The organism is Rothia sp. P5766 (assembly GCF_048513555.1).
Classification (GTDB): Bacteria; Actinomycetota; Actinomycetes; order Actinomycetales; family Micrococcaceae; genus Rothia.
The window spans coordinates 101,700-119,093 of record NZ_JBLXXS010000008.1 but is presented as its reverse complement, the minus strand read 5'-3'; the positions used below and the strand labels follow the sequence as shown (position 1 = coordinate 119,093).

General features: G+C 54.2%; 16 protein-coding genes. 4 read left to right on the top strand and 12 right to left on the bottom strand.

Annotated features, from left to right (window positions below; genetic code table 11):
• Window positions 1-15: 15 nt before the first annotated feature.
• Together ACN08V_RS05925 and ACN08V_RS05920 are read right to left on the bottom strand one after the other, a co-directional pair.
• Window positions 16-249, bottom strand: coding sequence for a phosphopantetheine-binding protein (locus tag ACN08V_RS05925; protein ID WP_419104868.1), 234 nt, complete (start codon window positions 247-249; stop codon window positions 16-18).
• Between the two features lie 166 nt (window positions 250-415).
• Window positions 416-2,164 (bottom strand): (2,3-dihydroxybenzoyl)adenylate synthase, encoded by a 1,749-nt coding sequence (locus ACN08V_RS05920; protein WP_419104867.1) that lies wholly within the window; start codon window positions 2,162-2,164, stop codon window positions 416-418.
• A 217-nt stretch (window positions 2,165-2,381) separates the two neighbouring features.
• Here ACN08V_RS05920 and ACN08V_RS05915 point away from each other — a divergent pair, with 217 nt between their 5' ends.
• From ACN08V_RS05915 to ACN08V_RS05900, 4 genes are read left to right on the top strand one after another with little or no spacing between them, the layout of a single operon-like run.
• On the top strand, window positions 2,382-3,005 hold the full coding sequence (locus ACN08V_RS05915; protein WP_419099309.1) for an isochorismatase family protein: 624 nt from the start codon (window positions 2,382-2,384) through the stop codon (window positions 3,003-3,005).
• 46 nt (window positions 3,006-3,051) lie between these two features.
• A complete protein-coding gene (locus ACN08V_RS05910; RefSeq protein WP_419099308.1) occupies window positions 3,052-3,846 on the top strand; it encodes an SDR family oxidoreductase in 795 nt (264 codons plus the stop codon).
• The gene (locus tag ACN08V_RS05905) at window positions 3,843-4,982 is read left to right on the top strand and encodes an isochorismate synthase (protein WP_419104866.1); all 1,140 of its coding nucleotides are present in this window, start codon (window positions 3,843-3,845) and stop codon (window positions 4,980-4,982) included. The genes ACN08V_RS05910 and ACN08V_RS05905 overlap by 4 nt, the downstream gene beginning before the upstream one ends.
• Window positions 4,983-5,039: 57 nt before the next feature.
• The gene (locus tag ACN08V_RS05900) at window positions 5,040-5,723 is read left to right on the top strand and encodes a 4'-phosphopantetheinyl transferase family protein (protein ID WP_419104865.1); all 684 of its coding nucleotides are present in this window, start codon (window positions 5,040-5,042) and stop codon (window positions 5,721-5,723) included.
• A 72-nt stretch (window positions 5,724-5,795) separates the two neighbouring features.
• Here the strand turns inward: ACN08V_RS05900 and ACN08V_RS05895 are convergent, their stop codons facing one another.
• The 10 genes from ACN08V_RS05895 to rpmC all read right to left on the bottom strand — a co-directional run bounded on the left by ACN08V_RS05895 (window position 5,796) and on the right by rpmC (window position 17,393).
• A complete protein-coding gene (locus ACN08V_RS05895; protein WP_419104864.1) occupies window positions 5,796-8,114 on the bottom strand; it encodes an S-layer homology domain-containing protein in 2,319 nt (772 codons plus the stop codon).
• 187 nt (window positions 8,115-8,301) lie between these two features.
• Window positions 8,302-9,537 carry an alpha/beta hydrolase-fold protein gene (locus ACN08V_RS05890; RefSeq protein ID WP_419099304.1) on the bottom strand — a complete coding sequence of 412 codons (1,236 nt, stop codon included), beginning with the start codon at window positions 9,535-9,537 and terminating at the stop codon, window positions 8,302-8,304.
• A 3-nt stretch (window positions 9,538-9,540) separates the two neighbouring features.
• On the bottom strand, window positions 9,541-10,344 hold the full coding sequence (locus ACN08V_RS05885; protein WP_419099303.1) for an ABC transporter ATP-binding protein: 804 nt from the start codon (window positions 10,342-10,344) through the stop codon (window positions 9,541-9,543).
• A complete protein-coding gene (locus ACN08V_RS05880; protein WP_419104863.1) occupies window positions 10,344-11,420 on the bottom strand; it encodes a FecCD family ABC transporter permease in 1,077 nt (358 codons plus the stop codon). The genes ACN08V_RS05885 and ACN08V_RS05880 overlap by 1 nt, the downstream gene beginning before the upstream one ends.
• Window positions 11,417-12,454 carry a FecCD family ABC transporter permease gene (locus ACN08V_RS05875; protein ID WP_419104862.1) on the bottom strand — a complete coding sequence of 346 codons (1,038 nt, stop codon included), beginning with the start codon at window positions 12,452-12,454 and terminating at the stop codon, window positions 11,417-11,419. Before ACN08V_RS05875 ends, ACN08V_RS05880 begins: the two co-directional genes overlap by 4 nt.
• A gap of 9 nt (window positions 12,455-12,463) precedes the next feature.
• On the bottom strand, window positions 12,464-13,408 hold the full coding sequence (locus ACN08V_RS05870) for an LPXTG cell wall anchor domain-containing protein (protein ID WP_419104861.1): 945 nt from the start codon (window positions 13,406-13,408) through the stop codon (window positions 12,464-12,466).
• Between the two features lie 39 nt (window positions 13,409-13,447).
• Entirely contained in the window at window positions 13,448-15,652 is a 2,205-nt protein-coding gene (locus tag ACN08V_RS05865) for a hypothetical protein (RefSeq protein WP_419104860.1), read from the bottom strand.
• Between the two features lie 47 nt (window positions 15,653-15,699).
• On the bottom strand, window positions 15,700-16,542 hold the full coding sequence (locus tag ACN08V_RS05860; RefSeq protein WP_419104859.1) for an ABC transporter substrate-binding protein: 843 nt from the start codon (window positions 16,540-16,542) through the stop codon (window positions 15,700-15,702).
• Window positions 16,543-16,881: 339 nt separating this feature from the next.
• Window positions 16,882-17,154, bottom strand: coding sequence for a 30S ribosomal protein S17 (gene rpsQ / locus ACN08V_RS05855; RefSeq protein ID WP_419099297.1), 273 nt, complete (start codon window positions 17,152-17,154; stop codon window positions 16,882-16,884).
• Window positions 17,155-17,159: 5 nt separating this feature from the next.
• On the bottom strand, window positions 17,160-17,393 hold the full coding sequence (rpmC, locus tag ACN08V_RS05850) for a 50S ribosomal protein L29 (protein WP_419099296.1): 234 nt from the start codon (window positions 17,391-17,393) through the stop codon (window positions 17,160-17,162).
• Window position 17,394 lies beyond the last annotated feature (1 nt).

Below are 17,394 nucleotides of genomic sequence, written 5' to 3'. Positions count from 1 at the left end.
AGGTCATGCCACCGCTCAGCTCTCACCCTGCGTCGCCTCCATGAGGTAAGCCAAGGTTGGCTGAGCTATAAAGTCGGTAAATTCAAGCTGGTACCCCTTTTGGGCCAGGTCATCGAGCAGGAAAAAGACCCCCATAGAGTCCAAACCGGCCTCCAAGAGGTCTGCCTGCGGCTGTTCTTTGATACTTGCCTGATTTAGCTTGTCTCCCATCTGCTTGTGGAGCAGTTCCAGGAGTTCTTCTTGGGTCATGAGGGTAACCTTTCTATGATTAGCTGTTAATATTTCAAGGGCGCAGGAAGGCCGGGAACTCTATTGGCGCTCAGAGGAGGTGGGCACGAGGACCCTTACCTGGGCAGAGCACCTCTTGGCCAACTAGCAAAATTTCCCTCTTCCTGTTTTGCTCCGGTAACTGTTTTTACTGGGGGCTACTGATGATTTTTCCGATGCGCTCTCTAAGTTCCTTGCGGGAAATCTTTCCCACCTTGGTCAAGGGGAATTGGCTCAGAAGCTCAACCCTCTCAGGCAACTTATAGGTAGCAAAACCCGCTTGACGGTAGGCACGACGAACATAATCTAGGGGGCTGGGCCCGAAAGCCTTGAGGTCGCCTGCCAAGAGCACTAAACAGATACGCTCACCAACATCTGGATCAGGTAGCCCAACTGCTACTGCATCCTGGACTGCAGGGAGCTGCAAGGCAAAATCTTCGATCTCATCAACCGAGATTTTTTCGCCGGCGCGATTTATCTGATCTTTAGCTCTGCCCACTACCTCTAGATGGCCGCTCGGGTGGGCTACTACCAGGTCACCAGTCCTGTAGAAGCCCTGATCGGTAAAACTCTCCCTATTGGCTTTTTCCTCCCGGTAGTAGGCACCAATCGTGTAGGGACCTCTAGTTAGAAGGTGCCCGGCTTGACCTGCTGGAAGGATCTTGTCCTGGTCATCAAGGATCAGAATCTCATCATCGGGGCTGATTGGTCTTCCCTGGGTGGTCAATACTATCTCCAGGGGATCATCCAAACGCGTGTAATTAACTAGCCCTTCAGCCATGCCAAAGACTTGTTGCAGTTTGACACCCAGAACCTCAACCAGATGGCGGGCAGCGCTGGGGCTAAATTTTGCCCCACCGACCTGAACCAACTCTAGGCTTGGAAAGGACAGCCCGCCTCTTTCAGCCAGTAAAGCCCAAGCCCTGGCAAGTGCCGGGACCAGAGAGGCCATGGTTGCACCGTGCCGCTGGATCAGACCAAATGCGGTTTGAGGGCTGGGATCACCGGCCATAATAAGGGTTCCGCCCGAGTACAAAACCCCCAGTATGCCTGGCGAACTCATAGTGAAATTGTGGGCAGCTGGTAGCACAACCAGCATTTTGGTCTGGGGACTTAGCTGGCAAATATGGGCTGACTCTCGCACGGAGTAGAGGTAGTCCATATGGGTTCGGGGAATCATCTTGGACCTGCCGGTAGTGCCCCCCGAAAGCTGAAAGAGCGCTACCGATTCCCAGGGTTTCGCGCACTTATCCGCTGTCTCCTCTGCATCTGGACACCCAGGCAACCCCGCCTGGGGCTCAAGTCCTTGCCCCGGCTCGGTAATGTCCAAGGCCAGAGGGGGCCTTAGATCTGCTGCTAGCATGCGCTGCGAGTATGCCCGGTAAAGGGACCAATAGTCGCAGTTTTCGGCGCCCTGGGCAAAGATATGGATGGCAGGATCCACCTGTCGCGCAAAATGCTCTAGCTCGCGTTCCCTGTGCTTAGGAAGGCAGAAAACAGGGACAAGACCCAGCTGAAAAGAACCCACCATGTAGGAGAGAAACTCCAGACAGTTCGGAAGTTGCAGCAGAACCCTATCGCCCTTTCTAGCCCCCAGAGACTGCAGACGCTGAGCGGCTAGCTCCGCTTGTGCGGCCAACTGTTTGTAGGTCCATTTTTGTTCCTGGGAGCCGGAGCCCTCCCCCTGACTCTGATGAGTTAGACCAATGGCCGCGGGCTGATCAGCGTACTTACTCAGGCTCTCTTGCAGGAACTGAGCTATGGTTTGAGGCTGATAGTAGCCTTTGAGGTAATAGTCCTTGAGCCGCTCCTCGGGGACAAAACCCTGGAATTCTAGGGGGCTCCTAGTAACCGGCTTGAGCTCATCAAAGGGGCTAGCAAGGTCTCTATGGCTCATACACTCTCATCCCAAACAGTTCATTGGTTTATCCTAGCTAGATCTGACTAGCTCAGGAACTGATAGCCGCAGATTACGCTACAGCTCAGCCTTCCCTAACCTTAGCAAGAATACCAGGGCAACCTTGTTTGCAAGCAAGGCATATATCAGCTAATTTTAAGGTGGTCTTCATAAAAATATCATGTTTGCCTTATAAGAGAATTAGGATAGCCTAAATATGCTTCCCAGGATCGCCAGCTATACGCTCGATACTGATGCCTTTCCAACCAACAGCACAGAATGGCTCCCCGACCCCAGCCGAGCAGCCTTGCTGGTTCACGATATGCAGAACCACTTCGTGGATGCTTTCGATCCCCACCCTGAAAGCCAAATTAAGCGGGCAATTGACAACATTGACCTACTCAGCCAGTTTGCCCGGCAAGAAGATATGCCCCTGATATACACCGCTCAGCCCCCCGCTCAGCAACCCCAAGATAGGCAGTTACTCAATGATTTTTGGGGTTCAGGCATGCAATCCGCCCAGGGAGCACAGATCATCCAGCAGTTAGCCCCAAGACCAGAGGATACGGTGCTGACCAAGTGGCGCTACTGTGCCTTCTACCGAACCGACCTTGATCATCGGCTGCGCAACTACGGCAAAGATCAACTCTGGATTACCGGGATATACTCACATATCGGGTGCCTCACAACAGCGCTTACAGCCTTCATGAAGGGTTACAAGGTCTTCTTTATCGGCGATGCCCAAGCTGATTTCTCCCGGGAAGAGCACCTGATGGCCCTCTCCTACGTAGCTCAGCGGTGTGGGCAAACCATCCAGAGCGCAAGAATTCTCAAGAGCTGACCACAGTCCCCACCCGACCCTACCTAAGGACTTCGTAAGAACCGCTATGACTGCCCAATCATCTCGTCCGCCCTGCATCATCGTGACTGGTTCAAGTGGAGGAATAGGATCTGCCACGCTAGATATACTCGCCCAAAGCCCCGAGTTTAAGGACTGCACACTCATAGGGCTTAGCCTGGAGGCAGGAGATAAAAAACTATCTGAGGGCGCTGGAGTTATCACAATTCAGGCAGATGTATCCCAGGCTGAAAGCATTGATAAAATATTTTCTCAGATCAACGAAAGCTACACCATCCTGGGGTTGGTCAATGCCGCAGGGTTGCTTCACCATGGGCCGGCCTTAGAATGTAGTGCACAAGATCTTGAAAAAGTTCTAGCTGTCAATGCTCTAGGAGTCTTCAACACCTCTAATGCGGCAGCCCGCCACATGGTAGCTGACAATCAGGATCCCAGTCTCTATCGACAGCGCTCAATCGTAACGCTTGCCTCCAATGCAGCTACCGGCCCACGATCCCTCTTTAGCGCCTATGGGGCCAGCAAGGCTTTTGCCTCCCATTACACCCGTTCTCTGGGCCTAGAAATCGGCCAGTACGGCATCCGGGCGAATGTCATATGCCCTGGAACAACGCTCACACCCATGCTAGAGCCCATATGGCAGGGACAGGATTTGAGTCAAGAAACAATTGCTGGTTCACCAGAGCATTATAGAAATGGCATTCCTCTCAAAAAAATTGCTCGGCCCGAGGAAATCGCTTCAGTAGTACACTTTTTACTCTCATCAGCTTCCTCCCACATCACACTTGCCGAGTTGACCGCCGATGGAGGTGCTACACAACGATGAATGCTAAAAATAAGCTCCCGCTCTTCGACTTTGTAAGCCAAGGTAAACATCTCAGCGTCCCATCAGGTACCTGTCTTAGCCTACCCCTGGCTCAGTGTTCATTAGATGATCTTTTCTCTACCTACGGTGATCAGGACGCAATCATTTGCGGCATCATTCCCTTTGATCCCAAAAGCCCCTCCACGCTCATTCACAGCACAGATTATTCCTTTGCTCCCCACCAGAAAACTGTATCTGTTCCTGAGCCAGACCTGGATTTCATACTTGCCACTGAGGATGACAACCAGATTAATAGGGAAAGTGCTCTGAGCTTCCGGCAGGCTGTAGAGGAAGCACTGACCGAGATTAGCTCAGGAGACTATCAAAAGATTGTTCTTTCCTGGAAAAAAACCCTCGACCTAGCTACTGCCCCAGAGAATATAGCGGCGTTCGATCGCCTTGTCTTTGACCGTTTGAACCGGAACAATCCTCACGCCGACGTCTTCCGTGTCCCCCTATCAGGCCATGAAACATGGATTGGTGCTTCCCCAGAAGTCCTGGTCGATTTAAACTCGGGAAGTTTCACTACCCATCCCTTGGCTGGATCAATTGCAGCCCATCAGGCCAAAGATCTGCAAGAGGCTCAAAAGATTTTGCTCCACTCCCCCAAGGACCTCTTTGAACATTCCCTGGTAGTGGAGCATATCCTCAAGCAACTTGAGCTTTTTGATGGAATAGAGATTTCTAGGCCCAGTGGCCCTGAGGTCATGTCTACGGATTCAATGTGGCACCTTGGTACTCCTATTAGGGCTCAGGTCCCTCCAGGTATTAGCTCGCTAGATCTAGCAGCTTCGCTTCACCCAACCCCAGCAGTTTGTGGTGCTCCCCAAGCTCTCGCTCAGCACCGCATTAGCCAGCTGGAGTCTTACCCAAGAGGCTACTACAGTGGGATTGTGGGCTGGGCAGATAGTCAGGGTAACGGGCGCTGGTCGCTGGTGCTTCGTTGCCTGCAAAGAGTCTCGTCTAAGGTTAATGTTTTTGCTGGAGCCGGTATTGTCTCCGGCTCTGATCCTGCCAAAGAACTAGCCGAGACCCAGGCAAAAATGCAAACGGTTCTTGCAGCCCTCAAGGCCAGTGTGCCCGCGGCCAAGAGCTAGGCGCTGGCTTGTCCGCCACAAGGTCTGTTTTTAGCCCACCAGACTAGGTGCCATCTCTTGCGACCTTTTCCTCTTAAGCCCTACCGGAGCTATCACTTCACCAGGGCCCACGTCAGTATCTACCGGCTTGATTTTTGGTGCGCCGCCAACCACCCCGGCCTGGAAAGCTTTTGGACTTCATTGACACAGGCCGAACAGGAAAAAGCCAGCAGACTGGACCTTTTAGATCCCCAGGGCTGTCGTGGCAAGCACTGGGCGCTCACCCGGATACTCCTGCGGCTTAGCCTTTGTCAGCCTTTGGGCCTAAGCCCCGGTCAGGTAGAGATTAGCTATGGCCCCTGGGGCAAGCCCCTGTGCCCCGGAGCTAGCTTTTCACTCTCTCACAGCAACCAGTGGCTTGCCATTGCCCTAGCTCGGCAGGCCCACACCCCTGTCGGAGTAGATCTGGAATGTCTGGCCACTAGCAGAGCAGGTGACTGGCTCCTACCCTATTTACACCCCGCAGAAAAGGAAGAGCTGGGGGACCTTTCCGAGGCCGAACTCACCGAAAGATTAACCTGGCTGTGGACCAGGAAGGAAGCCTACCTCAAAGCCCGGGGGCAGGGCCTGGCTCGTTCTCTGAGCCTAGACTACCTAGGCTGGGAATATCCTGACCAGCAACCGCCCGGACTGGACATGATAAGCATAGATTCGGGGCAGGGCCCTCTTTGCTCCCTGGCTACCCTTGATAGCTGCCTCTAAAACTTCTGGCCCCTCCACCGGGATGTGGAGGGGCCAGAAGTGTGAGGAGTCCTGCCTTAGAGCAAGTGTCTACTACTTAGCAGATGCTTCCACATCTAGCTTGTCCTGGTAGCGGTAGACGAAAGCTGCCATAGCATCGCGCTTGATGGGGGTCAGTGGGCGGAAGGTCTCATCGGGCCAGCCGGTGGTAATACCCTGGTCCTTGAGCCAGGAAATCTCCTTGTAGAATGCAGTGCTTGACTGGACATCCTTGAAGGCACCATCACCTGAGGGGGTGTAGTCGGGTGAACCAGCAGCCCGGTAGAAGAAAGCGGCCATAGCATCACGGTTGATGCTTTCACTAGGACGGAAGGTCCCATCGGGCCAGCCGGTGGTGATTCCGGCCTGCTGCAACCAGGCAATCTCCTTGTAGAAGGGGTGGTCGGTGGAAACATCACTAAAGGGTGATACCTCGGGTGCGTGGTAGCGGGGTGAGCCAGCCAGGCGGTACATGTAGGCCGCCATAGCTCCACGTTCGATGTTTTCAAAAGGCCTATAGGTATTATCAGGCCAGCCCTTGGCAACACCGTGCTCAGCAACCCACATAATCTCCTGCTGGAACATGAGGGATTCCGGCACGTCCTTGAAGCTCACAGTGACGAAGTCTTGATCTGTGGTCTTAGTCAGCTCAGGGTAGCCCTGGAAATCCACCTGGGCAGGGTCGATCTTCTTGGGGCTGACAGGGGTAGCAGCCTGCGGTGCTGCAACAGTAAACTTGAAACCTACCGCCCGGCGCTTGTCATTCTCAGCCATTGACCCGGTCAGGAAGCGCACGTTGTGCTCAGTGCCAGCTGCCCATTCCTGAGGCTCAACACTTGAATTGTCCTGAGTGGGGAAGGGCATGGTGAGGGTCCAATTACCCTGCTCATCTGCGGCAACTGCACCGTAGACGGTCTTATTCTTGATGGGGTCACCGGTGACGGGGTTCTTGACCGGCTCATTGACGCTGACACCACCGTCATCCAGCTTTGCAACAATGACAGAACCCTTGCCGTCTTCGGTGGTCCAACCGGTTCCACTAAATTCTAGAGCCTGGCCTTCCTGTACGGCCTTAACACCGGTTACGGTGACACCGTCAGTGGTCTCAGTTGACTTTTCTGCCTCGGGCAGTGTGGCACCCTTGGCGTCAACAGTCAGGCGAGTAAAGGAATTGACCTCAATGTCGACGGTCTCACCACTGGAGAAAGTGGTTGTACCGGGGGCATTCTGGCCGGTAGCGAAGTCAAGAGCAAAAGGAACGCTCAGGCCGGTCTTGTAGGGGTTCTTATCAACGGCGAAGACAGAACCATCGGCAGCCATAGCTAGGTCGTTAGTCTTGGAGTCACCGGTGTTAACTTCGGCAACCAGCTGACCGGCAGCCGCATCAATAACACCCACTGATCCCTGACCGAAGTCAGCTACGTAGACCAGGTCACGGTCCTCGTCATTGACAATACCCAGTGAACGAGTACCGAAGGGGATGCTCTTCTTGTATTCGTGAGTGTTTAGATCGTAAACAGTCACGCCAGAGTTAGCGCCATCCTTGCCCTGGGAGGAGATGAAGATTTCATTCAGAGAGTGATCGATAGCAACCGCTGAAGGCAGGGTGTCTGCTGCAGGGTCATCTGCGTGAACAGTAAATTCAGATTCCAGGCTGAAAGTGTCCAGGTCCACAATCTGAACAGTACCGCTAGAGCGCTCAGGAACGTAGAGCTTACCGGTCGTCTCATCGATGGTGGGGTTCATGGTCAGAACACGGACATCACTTTCTGGCTTGATGGCCAGGTTCTTGACCTCGTGTGAGGTCAAATCAATCGACCAAACATTGTAGCGACCGGTGACATAGGCCTTATTGCGCTTGTTATCAATAATGATTGACCGGGGGTGCTCAACGTCAGTGTCGGTCGCAAAATAGTCGTAGCTGGTCCAGACCAGCTCCATGCTGTCCTGGTCGTAGACAGAAATCGAGTCGTTACGAGTATTGGTTACCCAAACCTTGTTGTTGGCATCGTCTACCGCTACGCCGTAAACGCCCATGTAGCTGTAGCCTGAGCTCTTACCGCTACCAAAGCGGACGGTCGGAAGCTCTGCGACTGCTTCAATTTTCATGGTTTCAGGATTGACTCGCGCCAAAGATGAAACGGTCATATTACGGCCGAATGAGCCGGTGACCCACATCTTGTTGTTCTTGGCCGAGTAGGATGCCTGGTACTGACCGGGGATACCGGCGGTTTGCTGGGCCTGTACGCTGATATCACGGGCGGGGGCATCGGCTGCCTGTGCGGGCACCATAAAGGAAGAGCCCAAAAGGCTCAGGGCGCACACTCCAACCAGAGCTGAGCTTAGGGTGCGCTTGGGGTGGGGGCTGTTCATAAGATTTTCTCCTTAGGAGACTAAGGCCGGAGGCCTCATGTACTGTGCATTGACAGGGCATCGAGTTTGGCATTCTTCACCCGTCGAGCCCCAATTAAGGATTACCTAATTTCTAACTTATTTCAACCTGATTTAAAAATCAGGGTAACCTTTTAATCCTGATTGAATTAGGAAAGAAAATACTGTACTATTTCAACCCTTCATGGAGCAGGCGGCGCAAAGCCGGGATCAGCGAACCTCGCCAGCAGGCATAATCATGCCCTCCGTTATAGGTCTGATAGTCCACCATGACACCCAGTTCACGGGCACGAGTGACAAAACGTTCGTGGGCTGGTAATAGCACCCACTCTTGCTCCCCCACCTCAAGGAATAAGCGGTGTCTAGGAGAAAGGGCTTGGTCTTGACTGGCATCCTCCAGCTGGCTAAAGGCTATCTCCTGCCAGAGCGAGGCCGACTGGGCGCATGCCGCAGTGAAAACATCAGGGCGTTTAAGTACCGCCAAAAGCGCAGAAAGGCCACCTAGGGACTGGCCCACCACGACAACCTCTTGCTCCCCCAGTTTCTGTGCTGTGCCTTCAAGTGCCTCAACAAGTAACTCATCAGCCAGGAAGTCAGCAAATGGGAAATCACCGGCCTGCTCTTGCCAACGTTGCTCCCGCCCCCCTGAGTGGACAAAAATGAACAGGCAGGAGGGCAGGTACTTATCCTGGTGGGCTGCCATCAGCATTCCCTTAAGCCCCATAGACAACCATTGTTCCCCATCCAGAAGGCAGACAATAGGCGATCCAGGCTCAAGTTGGCCCAACCTACATAGAAAATATTGACGGCCTCCACTGGTCCTCAACCAGGCAGACTCATGCGGCTGGGAGTCAGAGAGGTAGGGTTGTAAGGGCGCCTGCTCTAGTTGTACAACCGAGAGTTCCCGGCCACGACTATTTAGACAGCGTAGGGGGTTGTGGGGATCAGTAACCCCTTCATCCAGAGCCTGCCGGAGCTGCCACTGATTGAAAGCAGCTTCCCAAGGAGCTGCATGATCAAGCTCCTGAACGATAAAACAATAGGAGGCCCGCCAATCCTTCTTCATACGAAAGCTAATGGCAAAGTATGATGACTGGCCCACCGGTTCCATCAGAGAATCAGCTAGATTCCGTTCATCGGTCAAGCGATTGATAAAGATCAGCACTCGCTGAGCAGAAGGGTGCTTGTACAGGAAGGTAACTATCTGTTCATCAGCTGCTGTGGCTTCGGCAGGAGGTGTCTCTACCAGAGGTGTTCCTTGAGCCGTCAGCGCTTCAAGCTCATGATTCAGGCTTGCAGTATCTGCTGGCCCTAACCGGTCCAGGAGGGCACCTAGCAAGGGCGAGCTGACCCGCGGTGCTGGCAGAGGACGGGGTATCTTGGGCGGAGTGGGATGACTCTTCATGGGCTAGGCCCCCTGAGAGAAGGTAGGAATAACCAGGGGCGTACCGGAGCAGGGGTCTTCAATGACCAGGGAATCTAGACCGTACACTTCTTTGATAAGGCTCTCAGTCACAATCTGGCGAGGGTCCCCTTGGGCAAGAATTTTACCGGAACGCATCAAGACTACGTGTGTAGCGTACCGAAAAGCTAGATTAAGGTCGTGAAGAACCACCACCACAGTACTCCCCTGCCGGTACAGTTCCCGAGTCAGATTAAGCACCTCTATTTGATGGGTGATATCAAGATAGGTAGTTGGCTCATCGAGGAGGACCAGGGGGGTCTGCTGAGCCAGGGTCATAGCAATCCAGACCCGCTGGCGTTGCCCCCCAGAAAGCTCTTCGATACTGCGCTCAGCCAAATCTAAAACCTGAGCTGAGGCCATAGCTTGAGTACATATTTCTTGGTCTTGAGCGGACCAGGTTTTCAGAAAACCCTGGTGGGGGTAACGGCCCCTAGCCACAATATCCGCAACAGTCGCACCTGCAGGAATATCCGGTGTTTGCGGCAACATAGCTAGAACCCGGGCAATATCTTTCGATTTGAGCGATTGCATCAGTTCCTGGTCTAAGAGAACCTGCCCTCCTTGAGGTATCAAGACTCTTGACAGTGCTTTGAGAAGGGTAGATTTTCCGCAGGCATTAGGGCCAAGAATGACCGTAAGCTCTCCTTCGAGAACATCCAAGTCAACACCTTCAAGAACAGCCTGAGCCCCGTAGCCAAGGCAGAGGTCCCGAGCCTGAAGTCTCGATTCGGGCTGAGCTAGCACCATCAGCGCTTTCCTTCCATAGCAATCAGGTAGACCAAATATATACCGCCTAAGGCACCGGTAACGACCCCCACCTGTAGAGGGGCCCTGAAGGCGTATTGACCGATAAGATCCGATAGGAGTACCAGGCAAGCCCCAGTAGCTGCTGCACTTGCCAGCCCGGCACCCTGGACTCTAGTAATTTTTCGGGCAAGGTGCGGTGCCGCCAAGGCCACAAATGCCAAAGGACCGGTCACTGCCGTAGCAAGGGAGACAAGCAAAACTCCTACGAAAAGTGCTGTAACCCTGACCTTTGTCAGAGGAACACCCAGCCCTACCGCAATCTGTCCGCCAAAGGTAAGAGAGCCCAGGGGCCTGCTCAGGCTCCAGCTCAGGGGAAGCAAAATGACCAGTCCCAGAGCCAAGAAACTGATTTTTCCCCAATTCATGGTGTTGAGGCTCCCCGCCATCCATGAGGCAGCAGTTTGAGCCTGAGTGAGGGAGGCCCCTACCACCAAGAGAGCATTCAAGGCCGAAAGAGTGGCCCCTAAACCCAGCCCAATCAAGACCAGACGGGTACCGCGAAGCCCTGTTTGACGTGTCAAAAACCAAACGATGAGAGAGCTGACCAAGCCACCGCTAATAGCGCCACAGGCTATCCCTAAGGGGCCAGCATCAAAAATAATGATGTTGATCAGTGCGCCTGTAGCCGCACCATAGGTAAAACCAATGATATCTGGGGAGCCCAGCGAGTTACCGGAAATAATCTGAAAGATAGCGCCGGAAACTCCCAGGGCTAGGCCTACTAAGAGAGCAGCAACAATTCGGGGAGCTCTTACTTCTCTCACAAAATAGCTAGCTAAGGCATCATCAGAACCACCTTTGAGGGCCTGAAGAACCTGAGCGGGAGACAGGTCATAATCTCCCTGAGTCAACGCCCAAAGGCCAAGGGCAAGAATCAGTAGGTAGAGGCAAAGGTTGTAGAAAGCCAGCCGCAGGGGCAGCTGAAAGTTCATCAGGCCAGATACGGCCAGGACCGGCCTGCCCGCCAGATCCCGCGCTCTGCTGATATGTAGACCGCGCTGCTGGGTCAGACTCATAGAACCACCTCTTTACGGCGGCTCATCATGATCACAAAAAAGGGGGCCCCGACCAGGGTAGCTATGATGCCCACATGGGTCTCCTGGGGCGCGAAGATCAGGCGAGCCAGAACATCTGCACTCAGAAGCCAGCAGGGACCCAAAATCATGGAGCCTAAGTTAACCCACCGAAGATCATTACCTACGAAATATCTCACCATATAGGGAACGGCTAGACCGACAAAAGCTATAGGACCAATAGCAGCCGTCACCAAACCTGCCAGCAGTGTTACAACAACCAGAGTCAGGAAATAAGTTTTCTTCAGGTTGACCCCCAAAGATATAGCGCTCTCCTCACCCATAGCCAGTGCATTGATAGCCGGGGTAACCCAGAAAGCAAGGAGAAAACCCAGGCCCAGCAAAGGACTGAGCGCTAAGAATACATCGCTCCCCCGCCCCTGAAGAGAACCGGCAACCCAGAATCTAAACTCGTCATAGGCTTCTTGGTTAGATAGGATCAGGACCTGATTAAGAGCACTCAGAGCAGCCGATAAAGCCACCCCTGCCAGCGCCAGTCTGATGATGGAGGACCGAGCCCCCCGCCCCAGCAGATAAACAGCTAAGGTAGCCAGGCAGGCCCCCACCAGAGCGGCTCCCATATACCTATATATACCGGCAGCTCCCCATAAAACCACAGAAAGGACAACGGCAACCGAGGCTCCCGCGTTGATGCCCAGTAGGCCCGGTTCTGCCAAGGGGTTACGAGTCAAAGACTGCATCAAGGACCCGGCTAGAGCCAAAGCAGCTCCGCAGACCAGGGCTAGGCCCGTGCGGGGGATGCGCTGTTCCCAAATAATCTTCTGAGCTTGATCTGGGCCCTGCCCCCCAAGCACCTGGAGGACAGTACTGCTATCTAGCTGGTGCGAGCCCCAAAAAAGTGATAAAGCGATACTGATCCCAAGCAGGGTCAAGAACAACAGGAACCACCACACAGAGCGCTTACCGATGACCGGCCGCTGGATATCTCCCATGACAGCTTTTGCGTACTTGGCCATTGATGATGCTTAGGCCTGGCGACGACGCCATAGGACAAAGCCAGCAGCCAAGGCCGCTAGGCTCAAGCCAATGATGCCGATCCAGGGAAAAGAACCTTCTTGCTGCTTCTGGCTAGCTGGCTGGTCCTGGGCTACCGAACTGGCCGAAGCAGAGGGATCAGGCGAAGCAGAAGCGGAGCTTGAAGCCGAAGCGGAGGCAGAACCCGAAGCCGATGCTGAAGGCTGGCCTTGCTCCTGCTCTTTCATGAGGGCATCATACTCCTCTTTGCTAATTTGGTTGCCCTCAGCATCCTGATAGATAACTTCCTCTTGGCCGCTGCCATTGCCATCTGTCTGCCCGCTGTCGGTTCGCCCCTGGGAGGTTCCAGAGGTCCCGCTATTAGAGCCCGCATTCTGCTGGCCTTGATTCTGGCCTCCGGAGTTCTGGCCTTGACCTGCCTGCCCCTTATCACCGGGAGCTGCCTGCCCGCCCGAGGAGCCACCCTGGGAGTCCTGCTCCCCGCTCTCAATGGTGAAGGCCGGGGACTGGTTTGAATATCCCCTCGTTCCGTTTTGTTGTCCATCGGAGTTATAGATAATCTCTGTAGCCAGGAACCGTAGGGTATGTTGGCCGGGTGCTAATTCCCGCGACAGCACAAAGGAGCCCGAGGCCTTGCCCTGGGAATCCGTTTTTAGTTGGTGAACCACGCAGGCCCCCTGAGGGGAGTCAGAGGGGCAGGCATCCCCGTTATCAATTTTGACGTTGACTTGCTCGTTGGCAGGGAAACCCGAGACAGTGAAGCTGATGGTGTCACCAGCACGCAGGCTACCAGGAGTAACCGTTGAAGAAGTACCTGGGGTATTGGCGCTAGCCCCACCCGGTGGGATGGCCAGGGCCTGGGGGGCACTGAAAACAAGAGTTGAGCCAAGAACCGTAGCTGCTAGCAGCTTTCTCATGGAGGTTTGTAGAGGCATGTTTTTTGTCTTTCTATCCGAAATTTTAGGCAAGGAGGTCTACTGTTTCTTGCGCGGTAGCAAGACCACAACAAGCACAAGGAGCGCGCCAGCGAGCAAGAGCAGATTATTGAAAAGAGACATATCGGCACCCGGTTCGACCGTCTCTTGGCTAATGAGCGGGTCCTGAGCCGGCTCAACTCTCGCGGATTGGGGGGCCTTTAGGACCCGATCCGAAGCTGAGGGCGTGGGTTTTTTAGAGTCTTGAGGTGCCTGCTTGACCTGGGCTGGGGCAGGAGCCACGCGAACAATCCTGCTCAGTTGAGAACTACTGTTGTTAGCGCCTGTCAGCCCACCAGCGGCTGGATTTTGGGCCCTGCCCAAGACACCAGCCTGACTTGTGACACCAAGTTGGGTTCCCACACTAGCCCTGCTCAGTCCAGTAGCCTGCGCAGCATTGCCACCGGCTAGCACCTTGCTCCAGGTAGCTGACTTACCAGTATCCTGGGACTCTTGCGCTACTTTAAGGCTGGCCCACCCCATCAATTTGCCAAAGCTCTCTTGATCACCGCTCTGGACGACAAACTTGTAATCCCCTGCTGCCAAACTCTCAGGCATGGAGTAGTGGATGCTTCTGTCCTGATCTAGCTGTTGCCATGTACTGCCCCAGCGTGCTCGAATCGAACCGCCCAGGTAGGGATTGACCCTTACCCACTGGCCGGGCTCTGCTTGGGGAACTGTCACAGAGATCTTGAGGCCATCTCGCTTAACCATGACCTCATTGCGGGGGCTAGAGGTAATCTCCTCTTCACTAAGCACATCAGGCATTCTGGTGGGAGCATACTTACCGACGATAAAGTCCAGGGTGCCAGTTCCACCGTAGGAAACCCTCATGTCACCAGCTTGAAGCGAACCTGCCAAGAGCCGTAAGCTATGAGCTCCCTCAGAGAGCCCCGGTTCTGAGTCACTGCCATCAGCGGCAGGAAGCTGAATCCAGGTATCAATTTCTCCGGTTTTGGGGTCAGGTTCGATAATCGCCCAGATAGTCTTATTGCTATGAACCGCCGTATCTCGGTGCGAGATAGCGGCATCATCAATCTTAACCGCTATACGGGGTGCTCCCTTACCTTGGGGGTTACACCAGCCCTGCCCCAGCAGGTGCAAGCTACCGCCTGCCTGAACCGTCTTTTGGGCCAGCCGGGCCGAAGGTGAGGCCTGCTCGGTCTGGCAAGTGACCTGGTCATCTTTCTTCCCCTCCTGAGAGGCAAGCCCATTAACCGGCACCGGCTCAGAACGAGCTGAACGCCGGGTATCTCCGGGGGCAAAGCGACCAGAAAGGGTCTGGACTGCCAGATACTGCCCAGCTTGGGCCTGGCGCAAGGGTTCTGGCACCTCTAGCTCTAGATCGAAGGAACCATCTGAACTGATGAGATAGATGCCCTCTTGAGGATTAGCCACCGACGCATCATCTGTTAGCAGTGCCCAAATAGTCCGGTCCTCCCCCAGCTCAGCTTGCCCCAGGGTTCTCAGATAGGCGTTTTGGGCACTGTTATCTGCCCTCTCATAGAAAGTATCCTGACCGGAGGCCAGTTTGAGGGCTACGACGGACCCGCCCTGACCTTGGCCTTTAACCCAGCCCTGGCCCCGCACCCGGATTTTTTCACCAGATTGGTAGGGCTTAATGAACAGCGAGGCCTGACCGGCGCTTAGCTTGGTCCATTGGCTGGTATCAGGGGCAGGGGCCGGCGAATCAGGCTCGCCTTCAATGGTTACCGGTAGTACCAGGGCTCGCATAGCATCCCCGGCCTTGCCTGAACCTGTCAGAAAATGGAAAATATGCTCAGAGCCTGGCTCCCACTCTTGATCAAAACCGTTAGCCAGGCTGGGGTAGTCGAGAGTGAGCTTGAAGCTACCATCGTCCTCCGCCGTAAAAGTTTTGAGGATATCACTGCCGCCCCGGGTCAAGCCCCTCTTGTCTGCCTTGAGGGTAATGGTAGAACCACCCCCTTCTGGGTGTAGCCAGCCGCTACCGGTCACCTCTATAGTCTGCCCAAATTTTATGGAATCTGGCCCTTTGACTGTAGCCCCCTCGGGGCTAGTGACCTCTACCTGCGGGCTGGCCTCCAGCGCATGAGCACCTAAGCCTAGTCCAGAGGGATCTATACTGGGTTGCACCAGGGCAGGACAGAGGACCAAACCCGATGAAAGAGTAAGCGCGGCTAGGTAGCGACGCCCTCGAATAGCTTTGGGAGAGTTTTGACTCATCACGAATTCTTACCTAACGCTCGTTATTTTCTAGGGACCTTGAGAATCTACCGGGCAGAATCTGTCAGTAATACCTCACGGATATTCTCAGCAATTCCCTTCATGAGCAAGGGACCACCTGTTGATGTCCATAGCGAGCCGTCAACCAAAATAATATGGTCCTGACGATAGGCTTTGAGATCGGTAAAGCCTGATGTCTCTTGAGCAGCCTCTAAAGCTACTTGCGCGCCCTGACGATCAGCCCCGGTCTCGGAGTGGGGGTTATCTTGGCTGGCGCCACCCAAGGTGCCAAAAAACATATAGTCAGCATCAATGAGAGATAGGTTCTCCAGGGATACAGGTTCAGAATGCCCCCTACCCAAACGATCCTGACCAGCAGGTCTGGCCAATTTAAGGTCTGAAAGCACCTGACCGGCCGGTAGTTCCTTAAGAATCAGAGAGGGCCCGCCCCCCTGCCAGCGAACTACAGAAAAGGTTTTATCCGAGTATTGAGGGGCAAGTTCTTGGGCTAAAGAACGTGTCAGCTGGGCATATTCATCTTTAACCTGCTGGCCCCGATCTTGCAGATTCAGTGCCTGGGCCACAAAGTCCAGATTGGTCTGCCACGGACCACCGGCATACCCACAAAAAACCAAGGGAGCTATGGCCTTTAAAATATCCAGAACATCGGGGCGGTTATTGATACTGGTGCCATCAGCCAAGATCAAATCTGGCTTGAGAGCCCCAATGGCCTCATAGTTGAGCTCCGAGACAGAACCCAGGATTTTAATATCTGCTGCTTTATCTTGAAGATAGTGGGGTACTGTTGCCTGCCCCCTGCCTGAAACTGTACCCGCCGGCATAACCCCTAAGGCCAAGGCCGCATCTAGGGTCGGTTCAGAGAGAGTCACTACTTTCTGAGGTCGCTCAGGCAACCTGACCTCATTACCTTCAACATCTACTACGATCCGGCTGGCTCCAGACTGAGCGGCCGATGAGGTCTCCGCCTGTGAGCAGGCGGTAAGCCCGCTTGCTGCCGCTAAACCTGTTGTCAGAAAAAAAGTACGTCTATTAAGGGGTAACAAAGTGAAGCCTCAGAAAGTGGTTGGGATAATAAGCTAAGCCTTACCTTACTTTATTGAGTCATGGGCTTCAAGCAGAAGCAGGGCGCAAAAAGGTGCCCTCCCCCAAATAATAATGGGAAAGGGCACCTTGAAAAGTCAGCACCAGGTCTGACTCATCTCTAGGGCTTACTTAGCCTTTTCGATGATCTCCACGACGCGCCAGCGCTTGGTAGCGGATAGCGGACGGGTCTCAGCCAAGAGAACCAGGTCACCAATACCAGCAGTGTTCTGCTCATCGTGTGCCTTGATCTTGGAACTACGGCGCATAACCTTGCCGTACAGTGCGTGCTTCACGCGGTCCTCGACCTCAACGACTACAGTCTTGTCCATCTTGTCGGACACAACGTAGCCGCGGCGAGTCTTGCGGTAGCCGCGCTCTTCAGTCTTTACTTCACTCATGTGATTTAACCTTCGGTTGCGGGACGAATACCGAGCTCGCGTTCGCGAAGCACAGTGTAAATACGTGCAATGTCGCGCTTGACCGAGCGGATACGACCGGGATTTTCAAGCTGACCAGTGGCTGCCTGGAAACGGAGGTTGAATAGCTCCTCCTTCGACGCACGCAGCTTCTCTACCAGATTCTCGTTGGAGAGCTCTGCGAGGTTGTCGATGCTCAGATCCTTTGATCCAACTGCCATT